This window comes from Janthinobacterium aestuarii (assembly GCF_046113285.1).
GTDB lineage: Bacteria > Pseudomonadota > Gammaproteobacteria > Burkholderiales > Burkholderiaceae_D > Janthinobacterium.
On the sequence record NZ_CP142524.1, the window covers coordinates 4214771 to 4236037 of the forward strand.

17 protein-coding genes are annotated in these 21267 nt (G+C 63.1%); 4 read left to right on the forward strand and 13 right to left on the reverse strand.

The window, feature by feature from the left end:
* Positions 1–90: 90 nt before the first annotated feature.
* The 3 genes from OX462_RS18830 to xsc (OX462_RS18840) all read right to left on the reverse strand — a co-directional run bounded on the left by OX462_RS18830 (position 91) and on the right by xsc (OX462_RS18840) (position 4063).
* Complete coding sequence (locus tag OX462_RS18830) at positions 91–1530, reverse strand: NAD(P)/FAD-dependent oxidoreductase (RefSeq protein WP_070313156.1); 1440 nt, start codon at positions 1528–1530, stop codon at positions 91–93.
* Between the two features lie 25 nt (positions 1531–1555).
* On the reverse strand, positions 1556–1963 hold the full coding sequence (locus OX462_RS18835) for a nuclear transport factor 2 family protein (RefSeq protein ID WP_070290384.1): 408 nt from the start codon (positions 1961–1963) through the stop codon (positions 1556–1558).
* A gap of 291 nt (positions 1964–2254) precedes the next feature.
* Entirely contained in the window at positions 2255–4063 is a 1809-nt protein-coding gene (gene xsc, locus OX462_RS18840; protein WP_409028763.1) for a sulfoacetaldehyde acetyltransferase, read from the reverse strand.
* A 223-nt stretch (positions 4064–4286) separates the two neighbouring features.
* On the opposite strand from xsc (OX462_RS18840), the gene OX462_RS18845 reads away from it, so the two are divergent.
* The 3 genes from OX462_RS18845 to OX462_RS18855 are packed head-to-tail and all read left to right on the forward strand — an operon-like array spanning position 4287 to position 7869.
* Positions 4287–5123: an IclR family transcriptional regulator gene (locus OX462_RS18845; protein WP_373632440.1), complete on the forward strand. Its 837-nt coding sequence runs from the start codon at positions 4287–4289 to the stop codon at positions 5121–5123.
* A gap of 41 nt (positions 5124–5164) precedes the next feature.
* A complete protein-coding gene (locus OX462_RS18850) occupies positions 5165–6139 on the forward strand; it encodes an AAA family ATPase (RefSeq protein WP_409026790.1) in 975 nt (324 codons plus the stop codon).
* On the forward strand, positions 6136–7869 hold the full coding sequence (locus OX462_RS18855; protein WP_409026791.1) for a cobaltochelatase CobT-related protein: 1734 nt from the start codon (positions 6136–6138) through the stop codon (positions 7867–7869). The genes OX462_RS18850 and OX462_RS18855 overlap by 4 nt, the downstream gene beginning before the upstream one ends.
* On the opposite strand, the gene OX462_RS18860 is transcribed toward OX462_RS18855, so the two are convergent.
* From OX462_RS18860 to OX462_RS18870, 3 genes are all read right to left on the reverse strand, one after another.
* Positions 7870–8562 (reverse strand): choice-of-anchor E domain-containing protein, encoded by a 693-nt coding sequence (locus tag OX462_RS18860; RefSeq protein ID WP_409026792.1) that lies wholly within the window; start codon positions 8560–8562, stop codon positions 7870–7872.
* Positions 8563–8804: 242 nt separating this feature from the next.
* Positions 8805–9947: an AAA family ATPase gene (locus OX462_RS18865; protein ID WP_409026793.1), complete on the reverse strand. Its 1143-nt coding sequence runs from the start codon at positions 9945–9947 to the stop codon at positions 8805–8807.
* Positions 9944–10831 (reverse strand): RNA ligase family protein, encoded by an 888-nt coding sequence (locus tag OX462_RS18870; RefSeq protein WP_409026794.1) that lies wholly within the window; start codon positions 10829–10831, stop codon positions 9944–9946. The genes OX462_RS18865 and OX462_RS18870 overlap by 4 nt, the downstream gene beginning before the upstream one ends.
* A 439-nt stretch (positions 10832–11270) precedes the next feature.
* On the opposite strand from OX462_RS18870, the gene OX462_RS18875 reads away from it, so the two are divergent.
* Entirely contained in the window at positions 11271–12668 is a 1398-nt protein-coding gene (locus tag OX462_RS18875) for an RtcB family protein (protein WP_409026795.1), read from the forward strand.
* Here OX462_RS18875 and OX462_RS18880 read toward each other — a convergent pair.
* From OX462_RS18880 to OX462_RS18910, 7 genes are all read right to left on the reverse strand, one after another.
* Positions 12665–13426 carry a sulfite exporter TauE/SafE family protein gene (locus OX462_RS18880; protein ID WP_254679601.1) on the reverse strand — a complete coding sequence of 254 codons (762 nt, stop codon included), beginning with the start codon at positions 13424–13426 and terminating at the stop codon, positions 12665–12667. The two genes, OX462_RS18875 and OX462_RS18880, sit on opposite strands and share 4 nt — an antisense overlap.
* 1 nt (position 13427) lies before the next feature.
* Entirely contained in the window at positions 13428–14429 is a 1002-nt protein-coding gene (pta, locus tag OX462_RS18885; protein ID WP_409026796.1) for a phosphate acetyltransferase, read from the reverse strand.
* 259 nt (positions 14430–14688) lie between these two features.
* Positions 14689–16503, reverse strand: coding sequence for a sulfoacetaldehyde acetyltransferase (gene xsc / locus OX462_RS18890; RefSeq protein ID WP_409026797.1), 1815 nt, complete (start codon positions 16501–16503; stop codon positions 14689–14691).
* 225 nt (positions 16504–16728) lie between these two features.
* Positions 16729–17739 carry a porin gene (locus OX462_RS18895; RefSeq protein WP_070291275.1) on the reverse strand — a complete coding sequence of 337 codons (1011 nt, stop codon included), beginning with the start codon at positions 17737–17739 and terminating at the stop codon, positions 16729–16731.
* 91 nt (positions 17740–17830) lie between these two features.
* Positions 17831–18646, reverse strand: coding sequence for a thiazole synthase (locus OX462_RS18900; RefSeq protein WP_409026798.1), 816 nt, complete (start codon positions 18644–18646; stop codon positions 17831–17833).
* Positions 18647–18672: 26 nt separating this feature from the next.
* Positions 18673–19992, reverse strand: a complete 1320-nt coding sequence (locus OX462_RS18905) for a D-amino acid dehydrogenase (protein ID WP_409026799.1) — start codon at positions 19990–19992, stop codon at positions 18673–18675.
* A gap of 16 nt (positions 19993–20008) precedes the next feature.
* A complete protein-coding gene (locus tag OX462_RS18910) occupies positions 20009–21073 on the reverse strand; it encodes a YeiH family protein (protein ID WP_083293691.1) in 1065 nt (354 codons plus the stop codon).
* Between the last annotated feature and the right edge of the window lie 194 nt (positions 21074–21267).

A 21267-nucleotide genomic window follows, 5' to 3' on the forward strand; every position in this document is an offset into this window, starting at 1 on the left:
TGTGAACGTTCGGGCAATCTCATCCCTTGCGGGAGGCGCCGCTGTTTGCTCTTTGTCAACCATGCGGCGGCTTAGTACGGCTACTGCTATTTAAAACACTTCATCCTTCAAGTGATACCAGCGGTACAGGAAACGCTGGCCCAGGCGGCGGAACGGGGCGAACGCTTGCGACTCGACCAGTTCCATCATGTTGGGATACGGCAATTTCGAATTGAAGATCGGCAAGCCCGTGTCGCTGGCCTTGCCCGCGATGCGTTCGGCCATGCGACGGCCCGCCTGCGCCGAGTACATGACGCCGTTGCCGCCGTAACCGAGTGAATAGAAAATCGATTGCTTGGGGTCCGGTTGCACGATGCGCGGCATCATGTCGTGGCTGACGTCGACCCAGCCCCACCATGAGTAATCGATGGGAATACCGGTCAGCGCGGGGAACTTGCGGTGCAGATCGTTGATCAAAAACTGTTTATATCTGTCGTCCGGCGCGTCGGCGCCCGTGATGGCACTGCGGCTGCCGATCTGCACGCGGTTGTCCGGCATCAAGCGGTAGTAGTGGCGCAGGATGCGCGTATCCGTGATCACCTGGTGGGTGCGGAAGTTGCACGCCTCGATTTCCGCCGGGGTCAACGGGCGCGTGACGATGGAATTCGACAGGATCGGCAGCAACCGGTTCTTCACTTGCGCATGCAGGTGGGGCGAGGTGTAGCCGCCCGTGGCCACGGCCACAGAGCGGGCCCGCACCACGCCGCCCGGCGTTTGCAGATAATGCACGCCGTTGCGCGTTTCCCAGCCCATCACGGGGCTGGACGGATGTACCTTGGCGCCCAGCGCGCGCGCCTTGCGCAGGTAGCCGAACGCCAGCTTGCCCGCGTGGATGCCGATGCCTTCCGGCTCGTGCAGCGCGCCCGCCGCTTCCTTGTCGTCGACGAATTCGCGCTTGACGGTGTCGGCGTCGAGGATGCGGGCGTCGTACTTGAAGATCTCGCGCATGACCTTGGCCTCTTTTTCCAGCGCGGGCATGGCTTTCGCCTTGTGGGCGATGTACAGGTGGCCGCCCGGCTGCGGGTCGCAATCGATGTCGGCCGTGATCTTCTTGAAGGTTTCCATGGCGTCGCACACTTCCGTGTGCAATTTGAGGGCCGTGTCCATGCCGTAACGGGCGATCCACTGCGAGCGCTTCAGGCGGCCCGTCGTGCATTGCGCCTGGCCGCCGTTGCGCGTGCTGCAGCCCCAGCTGACCCGGTTCGCTTCCAGCACGGTAGCCTTGATGCCGTGTTCCTGGGCCAGGAAGATGGCGCAGGAGAGACCGGTAAAACCCGAGCCGATGATGGCCACATCGACGTCGATGTCATGCGTGATGGGGCCGTCGTCGGCGGGCGGCTCGCCGGCCGTGCCGATCCAGTAGGTGGGCGCGTAGGCATTGCCGTGGCCGGGGCGCTGGGCCACGAGCGGATCGAAGGCGGGATCGTAGGGCGTGCGGGCGGCGGTGCTGTTGCCCAGTACGTCAGATGGAGTGTCGACAGGTTTGTTCATGATCATTCCCGGTGAACGTACTGGCTTAAGCTTTGACGACGGGTGGGCGATCCTTGCGGAAGGCGTTCTTCACGGCGATCTTGCCGTCGCGGAAAGTGAAGATGTCGACCATGCGCGCCTCGATGCGCGTGCCGTCCGCCTTGGTGCCGGCAAAGGTCGATTCCGTCACGCCGCGCTGGCCGCTGACGAAGTGCTCCGGGTTGAGCCAGGCGGCGTCGGGAAAGGTTTGCCAGGCCAGCTCGAAACCGGCGCGCACGGCGTCGCGGCCGACAAAACTCTTGCCCAGCAAGTCAGGGCCGGCCACGGCGTGGAATTCGCAGTCGTCGGCCATGGCGGCCATCAGGGCCTCGATATCGTGGCGGTTCCAGGCATCGCCGAAGGCTTGCAGAAAGTCGATGGTGACGGCGTCGGTGTGCGGTACAGGGTGGTTCATGGTGGTCTCCGTAAATCGTTTTTGATACGCTACGTTCCGTTTTTTGTCTTTTATTGAATTTAAGCCTTAAGCATGGCCTTGTCAAATCAAATAATTCAATTACCGGGACGCTTCGTCTTCTTTATTGAAATTTATGATGTTTTCGTGACAATCTGTGAGAATTTGGTCACAACGCTTTGTCGGATTACGCCGGGCTTCGCCCGGCTAATCCGACCTACACAGTCGCGTAGGTTGGGCAGGTTGCGTAGGTTGGATTAGCCTGAAAGGCGTAATCCAACAACACCCGTTACATCAAACGTAGTCTTTATACTTATCCAGATGACGAATTGGTTTACTCAGCGCATCGCGGCGGAACGGGTCGCCCAGCTCGCGCGTGCACATGATTTCGATGATGGTGGTCTTGCCTTCATTCATCTGCATGTCGATCGCCTTCTTCAGCGCCGGACCCACGTCTTCCAGCTTGTCGACCGTGATGCCTTCGGCGCCCATGGCCCGCGCGATCTCGGCGAAGCTCTGGTTATCGAGCTCGCCGGCAACGAAGCGGCGGTTGTAGAAATCGACCTGGTTCTTCTTTTCCGCGCCCCACTGGCGGTTGTGGAACACCACGGCCGTGACGGGAATGTTGTGGCGCACGCAGGTCATCGTTTCCATCAAACTCATGCCCCAGGCGCCGTCGCCCGCATACGACACGGCCGGACGGTGCGGCGCCGCCACTTTCGCGCCGATGATGGTCGGGAAGGCATAACCGCAGTTGCCAAAGCTCATCGCCGCAAAGAAGCTGCGCGGCTTTTCAAAGCGCAGATAGCTGTTGGCCACCGAGTTGATGTTGCCGATGTCGGTCGACACCATCACGTCTTCCGGCATGGCTTTTTCCAGCTCGCGCAAGACCTGGCGCGGGTGCAGGTAGTTGCCCGGCTCTTTCTTCTGCTCTTCGATCATGTCCAGGCTGTACGCATCTTTTTCATGGGTCCAGTTGGTCAATTCCTCTTCCCACGCCGCCTTTTCCGCTTGCACCGTGGCATAGCGCGCGTCGCGCGTGGCATCGCAGTCGAGCGTCTTGCCATCGAGGCGCGCCAGGATGGCTTTCGCGGCCGCCTTGGCGTCGCCGCAGATGCCCACCGAAATCTTCTTCACCAGGCCCAGCATCTTGTTGTCGGCGTCGATCTGGATGATCTTGGCGTTCTTCGGCCAGTAATCCATGCCGTGCTGCGGCAAGGTGCCGAACGGTCCCAGGCGCGAACCGAGGGCGACGACGACGTCGGCCTGGGCGATCAGTTTCATCGCCGCCTTGGAACCCTGGTAGCCGAGCGGACCGCACCACAGCGGGTGGCTGGCGGGAAACGAGTCGTTGTGCAGGTAGCTGTTCACCACGGGCGCGCCGAGGCGCTCGGCCAGGGCCTTGCATTCCTCGATCGCTTCACCCATGACGACGCCGCCGCCCGAGATGATCACGGGGAACTTGGCCTTGGCCAGCAGTTCTGCCGCATCGTTGAGGCTTTGCTCGCCGCCGGCGCCGCGGTCCAGGCGGTTCGGTTTCGGGATCTCGGCCTTGATTTCGCCATAAAAATAGTCGCGCGGGATGTTCAATTGCGTCGGCCCCATTTCCGACATGGCGCGGTCGAAGCAGCGGCCCGTGAATTCCGCCATGCGGGCCGGATTCGTGACGTGGCCTTGATATTTTGTAAATTCTTCGAACATCGGCAACTGGTTCGCTTCCTGGAAGCCGCCCAGGCCCATGCTCATCGTGCCCGTCTCCGGGGTAATGATCACGACGGGCGTATGCGCCCAGTAGGCGGCGGCAATCGCCGTGACGCAATTGCTGATGCCGGGGCCGTTCTGGCCGATGACGACGCCATGGCGGCCCGAGACGCGGGCATAGCCGTCAGCCATGTGGCCGGCGCCCTGCTCGTGCACGACGGGGATCAGGCGGATGCCGGCGGGGGCGAAAATGTCCATCGGGTCCATGAAGGCCGAGCCCATGATGCCGAACATGTCGGTCACGCCATTGGCGGCCAGGGTTTCCACGAACGCTTCGGAAGGCGTCATCTTTTGCGGCCCGGTGGGGATGGCCGCTGCGGCGGCGGCTTTTTGCTCGGTCATGTCATTCATGGGTGTCTCCTGGTCTGTGGTAATGAACTGCAGCGTATTTATCAACTTATTTATCAAAAAACGGTATATTTTGTTCCGAAATTTGATATACAATTCAATTTAAGCGTTCGGCAATCAAAAGTCAAACAGAATTTCGAGGAAACGGTACAATTTGAGTTCGAAAATGAAATAAGCTGATGTAACACTCAGATACCCAACCGAGGCCACCATGGACATGATTTCATCCCCAAAACTTGAGCCGGAAAAACTGGAAGGCGACACGCCCACGATGCGTTTGTTTGCCTTGCTGGAAGTGATTGCCGAAAAAGACCAGTTGCTGTCGCTGCAAGCGCTGGTGGAAGAAACGGGGCTGCCGAAGCCCACCCTGCACCGCATGCTGCAACAGCTGGAAAGCGTGGGCGTGCTGCAGCGCGAAAGCGACGGCCGCCACTACAGCACGGGCGTGCGCCTGCGCCGCCTGGCGTCTAACCTCTTGATTAACAACACCTTCCATGGCGCCCGCCGCATGGTCTTGCGCCAGCTGGTCGAGGAAGTGGGCGAAAGCTGCAACCTGACGGCCTTCAGCGGCAGCGAAGTGGTGTACCTGGACCGGGTGGAAACGGCGGCCCCGCTGCGCTTCTACCTGCATCCGGGTTCGCGCGTGCCGGCTCACTGCTCGTCCAGTGGCAAGCTGTTCCTGGCGCAAATGACGCCCGTGCAACGGCGCCGCCTGCTGGGCCACATGGAATTGACGCGCTTTACGGACAAGACGGAAACGGACCCCGTCAAGCTCGAGCGCGAACTGGAATTGGTGCGCCGCAACGGCTACGCGCTGGACGACGAGGAATTCCTGCCCGGCCTGCTGTGCGTGGCCGTGCTGGTGCCGAACCCGAACGGCCGCTCGAACCTGGCCGTGGCGATCCAGGCGCCCATCATCCGTTTGACGCACGACAAGGCTTTACATTTCTTGCCAGCATTGCAACGCGCCGCGCAAGCCCTGGCCGCCATCGAATCGGAAACCATGCCGACGACGGGCGGGGACGACGACGCATTGCAAACAGGTAATTCATAACCGCTGCGGCACCCATGCTGCGGCTTGACCAGGAGAACAAGGTGCCAGATTCACGCCAACATCCCCCCGCCGCCGCAGCGCAAACCTTGCAGTCCGTGCGCAGCCTGTTCCATATCGACAGCGACCTGCTCGTGCCCGTCTTCACGGAGCGCGATCCGCACGTGCCCGACATCGATCCCGCCTACCGCTTCAACAAGGACGTGACCCTGGCGATACTCGCCGGTTTCACGCATAACCGCCGCGTGATGGTGCAAGGCTTGCACGGCACGGGCAAATCCACGCATATCGAGCAGGTGGCGGCGCGCCTGAACTGGCCCTGCGTGCGCGTCAACCTCGATGGTCACATCAGCCGCCTGGACCTGGTGGGCAAGGACGCCATCGTGCTGCGCGAACAGCAGCAAGTGACGCAATTCCAGGAAGGCATCGTGCCCTGGTCCTTGCAACGGCCCGTGGCCCTGATTTTCGACGAGTACGACGCGGGCCGCCCCGACGTGATGTTCGTCATCCAGCGCATCCTCGAGCGCGACGGCAAGTTCACCTTGCTCGACCAGAACCGGGTCATCACGCCCCATCCCCACTTCCGTTTGTTCGCCACCTCGAACACGGTGGGCCTGGGCAACCTGAACGGCATGTACCACGGCACCCAAGTGCTCAACCACGCGCAGATCGACCGCTGGAACATTGTTGCCACCCTGAACTATTTGCCGCAGCACGAAGAAACGGACATCGTGCTGGCGCGTGTCCCCGCCATGAACGACGACGCGGGCCGCCAGCTGGCAAGCAGCATGGTGGCCGTGGCCAGCCTCACGCGCTACGGCTATGCGGCGGGCGACCTGGCGTGCCTGATGTCGCCGCGCACGGTAATCACCTGGGCGGAAAACTGCCAGATCTTCCGCGACCCGGCCCTGGCCTTCCGCCTGTCCTTCCTCAACAAATGCGACGAGGCCGAACGGCCCATGGTGGCCGAGTATTACCAGCGCTGTTTCAACGAGGAATTGCTGGCGACGGCGCCATGAGTACCGAAGCGACGGCGCCCGCCGCCTACACGCGCGAACAACAGGAAACGGACGAGTTGTGCGCGGGCGCGATCCGCGCACTGAGCGGCGTTGCCTCCGTCCGCTACCGCGGACGGCGCCTGCACGACGGCCACCGCCCCCTGCCCATCCACGCGGCCCATCTGCAGCCCGATGCGGCGCTGCAGGATTTGCCCTCGCTGCGCGGCGCGGCCGACAGCGTGGCCCTGCGCCTGCTGCACACGGATGCGGCCCTGCACAAGTCGCTGTGCCCGCTTGACCCCGTGGCGCGGCTCGTCTTCGAGCTGCTGGAGCAACTGCGCGTGGAAACGCTGGCGCCAGATCAACATGCCGGCGTCATCGCCAACCTGCGCCACCGTTTCACGGCCTGGTCGCACGCGTTCTACGATTCCGGCCTGGCCGAAGGCGCATCGGGCTTGCTCTTGTATACAGTGTTCCAGATGTGCTGGTCGCGCCTGACGGCCCGGCCCGTGCTGGAAAAGACGGAAGATTTCATCGAAGCGACGCGCTGGTCCGTTTCCTCGCAACTGAGCGGCGACCTGGCGGGCTTGCGCCGCCACCGCGCCGACCAGCTTGCCTTTGCCCGCCACGCACTGGCCATCGCCCATGCCGTCGACGCCATGCTGAAAGAGGCGCAGGCGGCGCGCGACGGCAGCCAGGACGAGGCAGGCGACGCGAAGGCGCAGGCCGCCTTCAAGCTGCTGCTCGATTTCGACAGCGATAACGACAATGTTCCCGATGCCGCCCCGCTGGGCGAGAGCCGCGCCTTCAGCGATGGCGATGGCGGCTACAAGGCGTACTCCACAAGCTACGACCGCGAAGACAAGGCGGGCGAACTGGTGCGCCGCGCCCTGCTGCTCGACTACCGCGAACGCATGGATGGTCGCATCGCCAGCCTGGGCATCAACACGGCGCGCCTGGCGCGGCGCTTCACGCAATTGCTGGCCGTGCCCCAGCGCGACGGCTGGTCGTTCGGCGAAGAAGAGGGGTATATCGACGGCCGGCGCCTGGCGCAGCTGATCAGCTCACCGTCCGAGCGCAGACTGTTCCGCAAGGAACAATTGCTGCCGCAAGCCGATTGCCTCGTCACCTTTCTCGTCGATTGCTCCGGCTCCATGAAGACGCATGCGGAATCCGTGGCCGTGCTGCTGGACATATTGCTGCGCGCACTGGACCAGGCCAGCATCACGACGGAATTGCTGGGCTTTACGACGGGCGCCTGGAACGGGGGAAGAGTCAAGCGCGACTGGATGCGCGCCCGCTCGCCCGCCCATCCGGGCCGCTTGAACGAACTCGTGCACATGGTGTTCAAGGATGGCGAGACGAACTGGCGCCGCGCGCGGCCCGACATCGCGGCCCTGCTGAAGGCGGACCTGTACCGCGAAGGCGTCGATGGCGAAGCCGTGGACTGGGCGTGCACGCGCATGCTGGCGCGGCCGGAACGGCGGCGCATCCTGCTCGTCGTGTCAGATGGTTGCCCGATGGATACGGCCACGAATCTGGCCAACGACGAGTTTTACCTGGCGCAGCATCTGAAACAGGTGGTGGCGCGCCGCGAAGCGCAGGGCGCCGTGGAAATTTGCGGGCTGGGCCTGGGCCTGGATCTGGGCGCCTACTACAGCCGCAGCCTGGCCACCACCCTGCCCGCCTCGCTGAACAATGAGCTGTTCAGCGAGATCGCCCAGCTGATTGCCGGGCGCGGCCGGCGCTGATCAGGCGCGGGGCTTGCGGCGCCGCATCATCACGCCGGCCAGCGCCAGCCCCGTCAGCAGCATCACATAGGTTTCCGGCTCCGGCACGGCGCTCACGTATTCATACGTCACTGCCACGCGGCCGGAAGCGGACGTCTGGAACTGCGTCAGCAAATTGCCCGCGCCGCTGCCCATCGAGGAGCCGATGGCATTCAAGCCCAGGTAAATCAAACCGCCGCCCGCCGAGGAAAACAGGGCAAAGTCGCTGGCGCTGGCGCTCGTGTAGCCATTCGAGCCCGTGCTCGAGCGCAGGCCCGTGCTGGCACCCGAGGTGCCGGCGAAATCGATGCTGCCATCAAAGGCGCTCAGGGCGAATGTCTGCGTGAACAGCGGATTGGCCACCAGCAAGGTAGAGTTGTCGGGACGGTACAAGGTCAGCAGCGAGGCCAGGCTCAGGGTCACGTTCGACGCGCTGGCGTCCAGGCTTTCCGTCCGGCCGCTGCCCTGCACGGCGCCTTCCAGATGGAACTTGATCGACGTCAGGGTGCCCAGGTTGCTGTCGAACTTGCCCAGGCCCAGGGTATCTGACCAGTTGGTGGCGCCCAGGGCGCGGTCGGCGCTGAAGCTGATGGTCTGGGTGGCCGCCTGGGCGGAAGATGCGGCGCCAAGGCTTAGCACGGCGGCTGCGGCCAGTGCGATGAGAGATTTTTGCATCGATGACTCCTGTTCATTCAATGAGGAAGAGTGGATCACGCAGTGATTCACGCAGGAAGCGCGAGGGAAGTCCCTCGCGCCACAGCCCGGCCATTCAGCTAACCAGACAATTCATTGTAATAAATGAAAGAGTCACAATATACTCAGTTTGTTGCAATTTTAAAAATAACCATTAACATTTTGATTGCTCATGCAACTATCGCAAAACGGGACGAACGCAGCGCGACACATTGGCGGGCACCTCAATCGACGCAGTAACGCACGGCATGCGCCTCCATCGGCAGCGGGATTTCCCAGTTCCACAGCATCGCCTGCAGCTTCTTGTTGCTGAGCGATGTGTCGCGCTGGCCGTTGCGCCTGAGTAACTCCTTGCGCGGCTGTTCCAGGTACACGAGCTCGACCTGCGCATGGTATTTATACAGCAGGTTGAGCGTCTTTTCGCGCATCAGCCTGGACAAATGCGTGGCATTCCACACGAACGGTTCGTGCTTGCGCAGCAGTTCGCGCGCCCGCTCTTCCGCATAATCGCCCACCTGCCCCTCATTCTTGCCGTGCTTTAAGCCCAAGGCCGTCCGCGCATCGTCAAACGACACGACGGGCAGGCGCGGATGGTGCTTGTCCACCCACGTGTTCTTGCCGGACGCGGGCAAGCCCGACATGACGATCACGTGCGAACCCGGCTCCTGGAACAGCGGGTAGTCGGGATGCGCCTCGGCGCCGCGAAAGTATTTGACGCGCGTGTGGTCGTCGACGAAGACCCTGCGCTGGCCATAGCAGCCCTCCTCGCGCGCCAGTTCGCGGAACAGCTCGATGGCATCGAGGATGCGCTGCGGGTCGGGACAGATGCGGCCGCGGATATCGGCCTCGGCCAGCATGGCCAGCAGGCGGATATCGACCTGCCACGACAGTTCGCGCACGGTAAATTCCGGCGTCACGCCGCGCCGCGATTGCTCCAGCGCAAAGAACGGCACCTGGTGCACATTGATCAGACGGCAGATTTCCTCGCGCACGGCAAACGGCACGTCATAGTCCCACAGGGCGATGCGCGCATCAAGGGCGCCCTTGCGCGAGTGACCGGGCTGGCCGATGGCGCCCGTGACCGGGTCGATCACCGTGGTGCTGCACTTGGCCACGTCGTGCAGCAAGGCGGCGAGGAACACGATTTCCTGTTCCGCCCGCGTGGCTTGCTGATATTCAAGCATGCCCAGCAGGGATTCCACCACCATCATCGTATGCGTCCACACGTCGCCTTCCGCGTGATACACGGGGTTTTGCGGCGTCGTCTTCGCCAGTTCCAACTGCGGGAAAGCGGCCAGGCAGGCGCTGAAATCGGGCGACTGGCCCGCTGGCGGCACCAGTTGCTGCAGGGTTTTCCAGTTCATCATTGTGTACTCCTTGAGTAAGCTGCCAGCTCGTCGAGCGAGCTGCAGGTGTGTAAACCCAGGCTCTCCCACGTCACCAGCGGCTGCGGCGCGTACAGATCGACGCCGTCGGCCAGCAGATTCGGGATCAATGGCCGCGCGCTGTGGTGCGAACCGCTGTCGAGGATGGTTTGCGTAAAGTCATGGCGCACCAGCTTGTAGCGGGCCAGCACTTGCTCGTCGTCTTCCACTTTCAGGTACAGGCCTTCCGCGTGGTCGGACTTGTCCGTCTGCTTCCAGCACAGGTCCAGCGGCAGGCGTTCGCGCGCCACCACGTTTTCAAAGGCCTCACGCCATAGCAGGGACTTGGCCAGCGAATGGCGCAGCAGCTGCCACAGCTGTTTCGGCGACGCGGGCATGGTGCCCGCGTACAGCACGGGGACCGACAGCACGGGCGAGCCGGCCAGCATGGCGTGGCGGCGCGCCGTCGACAGAAACATCTGGCTGCGGCGGCAATACACGTCGAACTCGTTGAAATAATGGGGCAGCCGGTCATAAAACACGGAATGCTTGCTGTAAGACCACTCGCCAAACAGCACATACTGATCTTCCAGCAAGCCCAGCAAGGCGTGCTCGTGCGCATGGGCCCACGGTTTCAAGAGGTTGAACTGGCGTTCGCTGCCGCCGCCCGCCAGGTAGTGGCCGCGCGACTGCAGCAGCACCTCGCCCGCATCGCTGAACGACACGGCGGAGTTGGCGCCATCGATTTTTTCTTCGATGACGACGTATTGGCCGGCCAGCTTTTTCAGTGGCATCTGGTCCGAGCCGTCGTCGCCGTCCTGCAGGCGCGAGCCTTCCAGGTGCGGCGTGCGCGGGTATTTAAATAAAGGCAAAGATTGTAAAAACATAGCGTCCCACGCCGCGTTCACCGGGGCGTGTCCATACAGGGTCAGGGGTGCTGACGACGTGTTCGGGCGTGGACGATCAGGACGGTGGTCCTGGATACGTGCGCGGAAAGAGCAAAAACAGTGCCGCAGCAATCGGGGGCGTCAACGCGCCGAACGATGCTGCAGAGAGCATTTCGTCAGCGTTAGCAGGTGATGGCGAAGTAGCGAGGCACTTTTGGCTCCAATAAGGAAGAGGTTCGAAAAAGAACCGCGAATATAAAGGCTGTTTGATTATTTTGCAAGTGGCTCATCCGTATCGTGCGCATCCTTGTACGCTCCCCCCCGCTTTGCAATCCCCGCAAAATTTGCTAAGCTGACGGCACTTCCTGTCGCTGCTGCGTGGAAAACAAACATGGCCCTTGCAAAAGGGCCATGCATTCGTTATTTCCGGAGCAGAATCGTGTTTCCCCTATCCAGATTACAAAAAGCCCTGCGCCGCCAAGGCATCGCCGTCGCCTATGCCGACGGTATTTATACGCTCAGCAATCCGCACGCCCAGGCGTCCGTGCTGCTGCCCCATAACTTTCCCCTCGAGGAAAAAGCCGTGCGCCAGCTGATGGAATTTGCCGCCGTCGCCGTGCCCGGCCAGGATGGCCATGTGTGCAAGGCGTGCGCCACGCCCGACTTCCATCCGGGCAGCATCGCGCCCGTCGGCAGCATCGTCGCCACCAGCCCCGACATGGTGATCCCCGCCATCCCCGGCACGGACATCGCCTGCGGCATGCGCCTGATCACGACGGGCCTGACCCTGGCCCAGTTCGAAGCGCGCAAGCCGCAGCTGCTCGCCAAGCTCAAACATGTGCTGCTGGAAGACGGCCGCAACGTGCCGCTGCGCTCGAAGGCGTTTGCCGCCCTGTTCGACGTGGGACCGGCAGCGTTCATCGACAGCCTGCATGACGATGGTTTGTGGCCCCGCGTCGACAAGGAGCGGCTGTTGCACGAACTCGACGCTTGCATCGCCCTGCGCGAACTGGGCGGCGGCTTGCGCCATGCGCCCGCAGCGCTGGTGGGCACGCGCGAAGTGATACGCGATCCCAGCCTGGGCACGACGGGATCGGGCAACCATTTCGTGGAAATCCAGCTGGTCGACGCCGTCATGGACCGCCACGCCGCGTACCGGCACGGGCTGGTGCCGGGCGAAGTGGTCGTCATGATCCACAGCGGCAGCCGCGACGTGGGTTTTTTTGTGGGCAGCCGCTGGATGGACCGCGCCAAAGAGGCGTGGCCGAAAGGCGTGCGCCACCCGCAGTCGGGCCTGTACGGCTTGACGGGCGAACTGGCCGGCGAATACATGGACGCCATGGGCGTGGCTTCGCGCTACGCCTGGGTCAACCGCATGGTATTGGCCGAACTGGTGCGCGACAGCCTGTCGCAAGTGTTTGCGCAGGATCAATCGCGCCTGGTGGTGGACGTGCCGCACAACGTCATCCTGCGCGAGCATGGCATGAACATCCACCGCAAGGGTGCCACGCCGGCGCGCGAAGGCGACCTGGCGTTGATCCCCGGCTCCATGGGCGACTATTCTTATGTGGCAACTGGCATGGGCAATCCCGACTGGCTGTGGTCGTGCTCGCATGGCGCGGGGCGCAGCATCCGCAGGCAAGCCATGCGCGCCATGCGGCCCACGGTGGGCGGCGACGAGATGGCGTTCCAGTGCGTGACCCTGCGTGAGGAACGCCGCGTCGAGGAAGCGCCGATGGCGTACAAGAAGATCGGTCCCGTCATCGCCGCGCAGGAGGAAGCGGGCTTGCTGCAATCGGTGGCGCGGCTGAAACCCTTGCTGACCTTTAAAGCCTAGCGCAGCAATTGCGGCACGGCCGCCGCCATCAGCGACAGGCCGATGGCGGTCAGCACGACGAACGCGATGCGGCGCATGCCGCGCTGGGCGATCGGCGGCGGGTAGCGCTTGCCTGCCATGGTGGCCAGCACGCCGACGGGCAAGGCCAGCGCGCACAGCAGCAAGACTTTCCCATCGAGCTGGCCCTGGCTGCCCGCCATCAGCGAGCGTCCGCCCGCACTGATGGCAAACAAAAAGATCAGGCTGTAGCGGATGGTGGTCAAACTCATTTCCTGGCGGTAAAACTGGTACACGAGCGGCGGGCCGGCCAGCGAAAACAGGCCCGAGAACAGGCCGCCGCACACGCCGCTGATGAAAAAGCTGCGCTTGTCCGCCGCGCCCGGTCCCGGCGGCGCCTGCAGCAGGATGCTGACGCCGCCATACACGATGGCCGCGCCCAGCAACAGTTTCAGCACGGGCGCATATGCCTGGTCCAGATATCCCAACAGCAAGACGCCGGCCGCCATGGCCGGCAGCAAGCCGATGCTGGCAGCGCGGATGGCGCGCCAGTCCAGGTGGTGCAAGGCGCCCGGCAAGGCCACGAGGCAATTGGCAAGCGACAATAAACTGACGAGGGCCGCCAGCGCGGGCACGGGCGCCAGGCCGAGGCCGCTGGCCACGCCCATGACGATCATGCCCAGGCCAAAGCCCGTCACGGTCTGGAAATACGTGCCGGCCGCCACCACGCCCAACAGCGCCAGCACGGGCAAGCTGAACAACTCAGCTCCCACCCTGGGCCTGCACGGCCGTGACCGCAATCACGTTGTAGACGTCGTCGGCGCTGCAGCCGCGCGACAAATCGTTGGCCGGCTTGTTCAAGCCTTGCAGCAAGGGGCCGATGGCGACGGCGCCGCCCATGCGTTCGGCCAGCTTGTAGCCGATATTGCCCGCGTCCAGGTTCGGGAACACCAGCACGTTGGCGCGGCCGTTGACGACGGAATCCTTGACTTTCCTCTGGGAAATTTCGGCCACGATGGCCGCGTCGAGTTGCACGTCGCCATCGATGGCCAGCAGCGGACGCTGGGCCTTGACCCGGTCCGTGGCCGCATGCACCTTGTCGACGGCCGCATGGTGGGCGCTGCCGCTGGTGGAAAACGACAGCATGGCGACCCGCGGTTCTTCCATCAGCAAGGCTTGCGCGCTGTCGGCGGCGGCCATGGCGATGTCGGCCAATTCCTCGGCTTTCGGATCGACGACGAGGGCGCAGTCGGAAAAGATGAATCCGCCCTTCAGGCTGTGGAACGGTTCGCACAACATCATCAGGAAAAAGCTCGACACGAGCTTGAAGGCGGGATCGACGCCGATGATCTGGATGGCGCTGCGCACCACGTCGGCCGTCGTGTGCACGGCCCCCGCCACGCAGCCGTCGGCGTCGCCCAGGCGCACCATCAGGTTGGCGTAGCACAGCGGGTCTTGCACGGCGATGCGCGCCTGCTCCACCGTCATGCCCTTGGCCTGGCGCAGCACGAACAATTGCTGGGCATAGTGTTCCGACTCGTCGGACGTGGCCGGGTCGACCAGGCGCACGCTATCGAGGTCAAGCCCGTGCTCGTGCGCCAGGGCGAGGATGGCGGCCGGCTGGCCGACGAGGGTAATGTGCGCCAGCCCTTCGGCGGCAGCCCGCGCGGCCGCCTGCAGCACGCGCGCATCGCCGCCCTCGCACAACACGATGTTTTTCGGCACGGCGCGGGCTTGCTCGATGATGCGGTGCAGGGCTTTCATGGCGACTCCAATTCGGTAAAAAAAGTGCCGGAACCATGGAAGCATAAAGATGGTTCCGGCACATAAAACCCGGCAAGCCGGGGTCATACAAGGATCGGTCAGGGTGGCGTCGGATGAAGCCGGGCCTGGCTACTGCCCGGGTGGTGTCGGATTACGCCGGGCTTTGCCCGGCTAATCCGACCTACACAGTCGCGTAGGTTGGGCAGGTTGGGTAGGTTGGATTAGCCCAACGGGCGTAATCCAACACTCCAGCAGCAAATCAAACGTAGTCTTTATACTTATCCAGATGACGAATTGGTTTACTCAGCGCATCGCGGCGGAACGGGTCGCCCAGCTCGCGCGTGCACATGATTTCGATGATGGTGGTCTTGCCTTCATTCATCTGCATGTCGATCGCCTTCTTCAGGGCCGGACCCACGTCTTCCAGCTTGTCGACCGTGATGCCTTCGGCGCCCATGGCCCGCGCAATCTCGGCAAAACTCTGGTTGTCGAGCTCGCCGGCAACGAAACGGCGGTTGTAGAAATCGACCTGGTTCTTCTTTTCCGCGCCCCACTGGCGGTTGTGGAACACCACGGCCGTCACGGGAATGTTGTGGCGCACGCAGGTCATCGTTTCCATCAGGCTCATGCCCCAGGCGCCGTCGCCCGCATACGACACGGCCGGACGGTGCGGCGCGGCCACTTTCGCGCCGATGATGGTCGGGAAGGCATAACCGCAGTTGCCAAAGCTCATCGCCGCAAAGAAGCTGCGCGGCTTTTCGAAGCGCAAGTAACTATTGGCCACCGAGTTGATGTTGCCGATGTCGGTCGATACCATCACGTCTTCCGGCATGGCTTTTTCCAGCTCGCGCAAGACCTGGCGCGGGTGCAGATAATTGCCCGGCTCTTTCTTCTGCTCTTCGATCATGTCCAGGCTGTACGCATCCTTTTCATGGGTCCAGTTCGTCAATTCCTCTTCCCACGCCGCCTTTTCCGCTTGCACGGTGGCATAGCGCGCGTCGCGCGTGGCGTCGCAGTCGAGGCTCTTGCCATCGAGGCGGGACAGGATGGCTTTGGCGGCCGCCTTGGCATCGCCGCAGATGCCCACCGAAATCTTTTTGACCAGGCCCAGCATCTTGTTGTCGGCATCGATCTGGATGATCTTGGCGTTCTTCGGCCAGTAATCCATGCCGTGCTGCGGCAAGGTGCCGAACGGTCCCAGGCGCGAACCCAAAGCGACGACGACGTCGGCCTTGGCGATCAGTTTCATCGCCGCCTTGGAACCCTGGTAGCCGAGCGGGCCGCACCACAGCGGGTGGCTGGCGGGGAAGGAGTCGTTGTGCAGGTAGCTGTTGACGACGGGTGCGCCGAGGCGCTCGGCCAGGGCCTTGCACTCCTCGATCGCTTCGCCCATGACGACGCCGCCGCCCGAGATGATCACGGGGAACTTGGCCTTGGCCAAGAGCTCCGCCGCATCGTTGAGGCTTTGCTCGCCGCCGGCGCCGCGGTCCAGGCGGTTCGGTTTCGGGATCTCGGCCTTGATTTCGCCATAGAAATAATCGCGCGGAATATTCAATTGCGTCGGCCCCATTTCCGACATGGCGCGGTCGAAGCAACGGCCCGTGAACTCGGCCATGCGGGCCGGATTGGTCACATGACCCTGGTATTTCGTGAATTCCTCGAACATCGGCAACTGGTTCGCTTCCTGGAAGCCGCCCAGGCCCATGCTCATCGTGCCCGTCTCCGGGGTAATGATCACGACGGGCGTATGCGCCCAGTAGGCGGCGGCAATCGCCGTGACGCAATTGCTGATGCCGGGGCCGTTCTGGCCGATGACGACGCCATGGCGGCCCGAGACGCGGGCATAGCCGTCAGCCATGTGGCCGGCGCCCTGCTCGTGCACGACGGGGATCAGGCGGATGCCGGCGGGGGCGAAAATGTCCATCGGGTCCATGAAGGCCGAGCCCATGATGCCGAACATGTCGGTCACGCCATTGGCGGCCAGGGTTTCCACGAACGCTTCGGAAGGCGTCATCTTTTGCGGGCCCACAGGTATCGCGGCTGCGGCGGCTTTTTGGTCGGACAAATCGGTCATGGCTCAGTCTCCTTACGGTTTTATGAAAAATCGGTATATTTTGTTCCGATATTTGAAATACGTGTTCAATTTAACGGTTGCGAAATGCGCTGTCAATGAAAATTCATGAAAAATCGGACTGTTTCATTCCTGAATCCGGAATCTGCGACTTTGCCCCACTCCTGAAACAACAATGGCGGCTTATCCGCAACAGACAAGCCGCCATCGCTACCTGCACTGCCGCGTTTAGAACTTCAGGCGCATGCCGGCCGTGAAGGCGCTCGAGTTATGCCCAGGCAAGGGCACGCTGCCGCCGCTCGATGCATCGCCGACAAAGTTGGTGCCCGCGCCATCGTTGCTGATGCGCCCGTACGAGGTGTACAGGTTCGTGCGTTTCGACAAGGCATACGTGTAGCCGATGGCCAGCTGGCGCCCGCCGCGGCGCGCATTCGTGCGGTCATCCTTGCGGATGTACGAGGCCATCACGCTGCCCGCCGCGCCCACGGGAGCCGACGCGCCCAGCATGTAGTTGCGGAAATCCGTGCCCGCATCGTCCTTGTCCGTTTCATAGGCGGCGTGCAGCTTGGCGGGGCCGAAGTCGTAAGTGCCGCCCAGCAAGGTCACTTTCGCCGTGTTCAGCGGCGTGTCCTTGCGGTTGTCGTGCGCCAGGGTCAGCACGAGCGGGCCGTTGGCGTAGTCGATGGAAAAGTCGATGGTGCGGCCCAGCGTATTGCTGTCCGGCTTCTCTCCCAGACCGTACATGATCGATGCCGACAGGCCCTTGACCTTGGGCGTCTCGTACATGATGGAATTTTTCGTGCGCAGGCTGGCCACGCTCATCAGGTTGATCGAGGCGCCCGTCAGGCCCGTCTCGAAGGGGTCGATATTGTCCAGCGCCGTGAACAGCGGGTTGTGCTGCAAGCCCAGGTTCACGGTGCCGAAGCCGCCCGACAGGCCCACGTAGGCCTTGCGCCCGAACAAGGCGCCCTGGCGGTTGGCGCCCGTGTCCACGTCGAGGCCATTTTCCAGCAGGAAATTGGCTTTCAAGTTGTTGCCCAGGTCTTCCGTGCCCTTGAAGCCGATGCGGCTGCCCGACTGCACGCCGGTGGCCAGCTTGGTGACGGAACCGTCCGCGCCGCCGTGCTCGGACGTGAAGCCCGCGTCGAGCAAGCCGTACACGGTGACGGACGATTGGGCGCTGGCGTTGCCGGCGAAGAAGGAGGCCAGGATGGCTGCCGCTACGAGTGTGTGTTTCATGTCATCTCCAGGTATTGTGGTTTTTATGGGTGCTTCAAACAGAATCAACAACGGTGCTGCAAACTGCGGTAAATGCGGTAAATGCGGCCACTCAGGCGATCAGCCCGGCCATCGGCGACGAGGGCGAAGCGCTCATGGCGCCCGCTCTCCGGGGCATGCGTCCGGCCAGATAGGCCTCGCGTCCGCCCTGCACTGCCAGTTTCATGGCGCGCGCCATGCGGATCGGTTCGCGCGCCGCCGCGATGGCGGTATTCATCAAGATGCCGTCGCAACCGAGTTCCATGGCGATGGCCGCGTCCGACGCCGTACCCACGCCCGCGTCCACCAGCACGGGCACACGGGCTTGCTCGATGATCAGGGACAGATTCCATGGATTGAGAATGCCCATGCCCGAGCCGATCAATGACGCCAGCGGCATGACGGCGATGCAGCCGAGGTCTTCCAGCATGCGCGCCTGGATGGGGTCGTCGCTGCAATACACCATCACCTGGAAGCCGTCGCGCACCAGCTGCTCCGCCGCCTTTAACGTTTCCGGCATGTTCGGGAACAGGGTCTTTTCGTCGCCCAGCACTTCCAGCTTGCACAACTGGTGGCCGCCCAGCAGCTCGCGCGCCAGCTGCAAGGTATAGACGGCGTCGCGCGCGTTGTAGCAGCCGCCCGTGTTGGGCAGGATCGTGTATTTCGACGGCGGAATAAAGTCGAGCAGGTTCGGCTCGCCCTTTTCCTGGCCGATATTCACCCTGCGGATGGTGACGGTGACGATCTCGGCGCCGCTTTCCTCGATGGCGAGGCGCGTCTCCTCGAAATCCTTGTACTTGCCGGTGCCCACCAGCAGGCGCGACTGGTAGGTGGTGCCGGCCAGGGTCAGGCCGACGGGGGGGTGGCTGGGGGTGGCGTCGTCTCTCATCGTGATCTCCTAAGTTAAAGCTGGGGTCAGACCCGGCGGGTCTGACCCCGGAACTCCTCTGCCGCAGACTGCGGTGCCAAGCGTTGCCCGCAAAACGCAAAATCGACTTCCGGCCGCCGTCCCGACACGAGGTCGGCGATCGCCCTGCCCGCGCCGCAGCCCATGGTCCAGCCCAGGGTGCCGTGGCCCGTGTTGAGGAACAGCTGGCGGTAGCGCGTGGCGCCGATGTAGGGCACGTTCGACGGTGTCAGGGGGCGCAAGCCGGCCCAGTAGACGGGGTCGCCGTAATCGCAGGCGCCGGGAAACAGCGCCTGCACGCGGCGCGTGATGGCGGCGCAGCGCACGGGATTGAGTTCCCGCGTGTAGCCGTTCAGCTCGCACGTGCCCGCCACGCGCAGGCGCGATCCCAGGCGCGAAAACACGAGCTTATGGCCGTCGTCCGTCAGCGATACGCTGGGTGCGCTGACGGGATCGATGATCGGATACGTGGCGGAATAACCCTTGCCCGGATACAGCATCAGGCGGATGCCCAGCGGCTGCAGCAGCGGTGCGGAAAAACTGCCCATGGCCACCACGACGGCATCCGTATGCTCGAGGCGATGACGCCCCTGCGCATCGATGCATTCCACGCCCGTGATGCGTGCGCCATTCGCACCATCTTCCAGCAGCCGCGTCACCGTCGTGCTGTACTGAAAATCCACGCCGGCCGCCGCCGCGCGGGCAGCCAGAGCCGTGGTAAACAGATGCACGTCGCCCGACTCGTCGCTGGCCGTGAAGTCGCCGCCGACGATCTGCTGGCGGGCATGGGCCAGGGCTGGCTCGATGCGGATCACTTCGTCGGCGCTGACGGTATTGCGCGGACAGCCCAGTTCGCGCAGGAGCGCGGCGCCCGCTTGCGATTTATCAAACTCCTGCTGGTCCGTATAGAAATGCAAGATGCCCCGCTCCAGGTGGTCGTAGGCGATGCCCGTCTCGCGCCGTAATGCCTGCAAACTCTGCCGGCTGTACTCGGCAAGGGCGACGATCTGGCGCATATTGCGTGACACCCTGGACGGCAAACATTCGCGCAGATAATTCAGCGCCCACTGCCATTGCAGCGGGTCCAGGCGGGGACGGAACAGCAGCGGCGCGTCGTCCTTGCCCAGCCAGGTCACGACCTTGCGCAGGGTGGCGGGATTGGCCCACGGTTCCGCGTGCGAGACGGAAATCTGCCCGCCGTTGCCGAAACTGGTTTCCTGCGCGGCGCCCGCCTGGCGCTCGAGCACGCGCACGTCGTGGCCCGCCTGGCGCAAGTACCAGGCCGATGCCGTGCCGACCACGCCGGCGCCGAGAACGAGGACTTTCATGGCGGGCCCGATGCGCTTAACGCGTCAGCAGGACGGCGATGGCGACGAAGGCGGCGATCCACACGGTCTCCATCACCAGCATGATCACGGGACGCCAGCCCAGCGAGGCCAGCGACTGGAACGAGGTTTTCACGCCCAGCGCGGCAATCGCAATGACGAGGCAGGCGCGCGAGGCATTGTTGATCCAGCCATTCACTTCCTGCGGAATCAGGCCCAGGCTGTTGGTAATGACGAGCCAGACAAAGCCGATCAGGAAGAACGGCACCAGCGGCGGCGCATCGACTTCGCTCTTGCCATCCTTACGCTTGAACATGATCGACAGGCCCAGCACGACGGGCACGAGGCAGGCGACGCGCGTCAATTTCACGAAGGTGGCGACGTCGCCCGTATGGTTGCTCACCAGATAGCCGGCGCCCACCACTTGCGCCACGTCATGGATGGTGCCGCCGATGAACACGCCCGCCTCGGTCGGGTCAAAGCCCAGCAGCTTGACCAGCAGCGGGTAGACGATCATCGCCAGGGTCGACAGCGAGGTCACGCCCACCACCGTCAGCAGGGTGAACTTTTCGTTTTCCTTGGTTTGCGGCAGCACGGCCGAGATGGCCAGCGCGGCCGACGCGCCGCAGATGGCCACGGAGCCGCCCGACAAAATACCTTCCGTGATCGGACGTTTCAGCCATTTGGCCAGCAGGTAGCCGAAGCCCAGGGTGGCGATCAGGCCGCCCACGACGATCAATAACGGCGTCACGCCGACCGAGGCGATCTGGTTGAAGGTGATGCGCGCGCCCAGCAGGGCCACGCCCGTGCGCAGCAGCACCTTGCTGCAAAACTCGATGCCGGGCTTGCAGGTGGGATCGGACGCGAGGAAGTGGAAGGCCAGGCCGAAGAACAGCGCATACAGCAGCTGGGGCCCGCCGTAATTGCTGGAAATAAAGGTGGCCGACAGGGCGATCACCAGCGCGATGGCCACGCCGGGCCAGCTGCGCAGCACGGCCCGGGGCCGCCAGATGGCGATGGCGGAAGACACATAGGGAATGTTCTTGTCGACAACGCGTGTTATCGCTGAGGAGTTAGTTTTCATGCTGGTCCGCTCATAATGTTTTAAAAATTGGGACATTTCATCTCGTTTTTTAATAATACACGATGAGCTAGCGAAGTCCATGCTTTTCCATGAAAATCGAAACCTGATGTTCCGGAAACCGACATTTTAATAATGCCGGCACCATAAACGACAAGCGGCGCGGCCCTGGGCAGGGACGCGCCGCTCTTTACTGA

Bases quoted from the DNA above. Each gene is read 5' to 3' on its own strand.
- OX462_RS18870 (WP_409026794.1), bottom strand. From the start codon at position 10,831: ATGTTTTTACAATCTTTGCCTTTATTTAAATACCCGCGCACGCCGCAC.
- OX462_RS18830 (WP_070313156.1), bottom strand. From the start codon at position 1,530: ATGAACAAACCTGTCGACACTCCATCTGACGTACTGGGCAACAGCACC.
- xsc (WP_409028763.1), bottom strand. From the start codon at position 4,063: ATGACCGAGCAAAAAGCCGCCGCCGCAGCGGCCATCCCCACCGGGCCG.
- OX462_RS18860 (WP_409026792.1), bottom strand. From the start codon at position 8,562: ATGCAAAAATCTCTCATCGCACTGGCCGCAGCCGCCGTGCTAAGCCTT.
- OX462_RS18910 (WP_083293691.1), bottom strand. From the start codon at position 21,073: ATGAAAACTAACTCCTCAGCGATAACACGCGTTGTCGACAAGAACATT.
- pta (WP_409026796.1), bottom strand. From the start codon at position 14,429: ATGAAAGCCCTGCACCGCATCATCGAGCAAGCCCGCGCCGTGCCGAAA.
- OX462_RS18855 (WP_409026791.1), top strand. From the start codon at position 6,136: ATGAGTACCGAAGCGACGGCGCCCGCCGCCTACACGCGCGAACAACAG.
- OX462_RS18895 (WP_070291275.1), bottom strand. From the start codon at position 17,739: ATGAAACACACACTCGTAGCGGCAGCCATCCTGGCCTCCTTCTTCGCC.
- xsc (WP_409026797.1), bottom strand. From the start codon at position 16,503: ATGACCGATTTGTCCGACCAAAAAGCCGCCGCAGCCGCGATACCTGTG.
- OX462_RS18845 (WP_373632440.1), top strand. From the start codon at position 4,287: ATGATTTCATCCCCAAAACTTGAGCCGGAAAAACTGGAAGGCGACACG.
- OX462_RS18900 (WP_409026798.1), bottom strand. From the start codon at position 18,646: ATGAGAGACGACGCCACCCCCAGCCACCCCCCCGTCGGCCTGACCCTG.
- OX462_RS18865 (WP_409026793.1), bottom strand. From the start codon at position 9,947: ATGATGAACTGGAAAACCCTGCAGCAACTGGTGCCGCCAGCGGGCCAG.
- OX462_RS18835 (WP_070290384.1), bottom strand. From the start codon at position 1,963: ATGAACCACCCTGTACCGCACACCGACGCCGTCACCATCGACTTTCTG.
- OX462_RS18905 (WP_409026799.1), bottom strand. From the start codon at position 19,992: ATGAAAGTCCTCGTTCTCGGCGCCGGCGTGGTCGGCACGGCATCGGCC.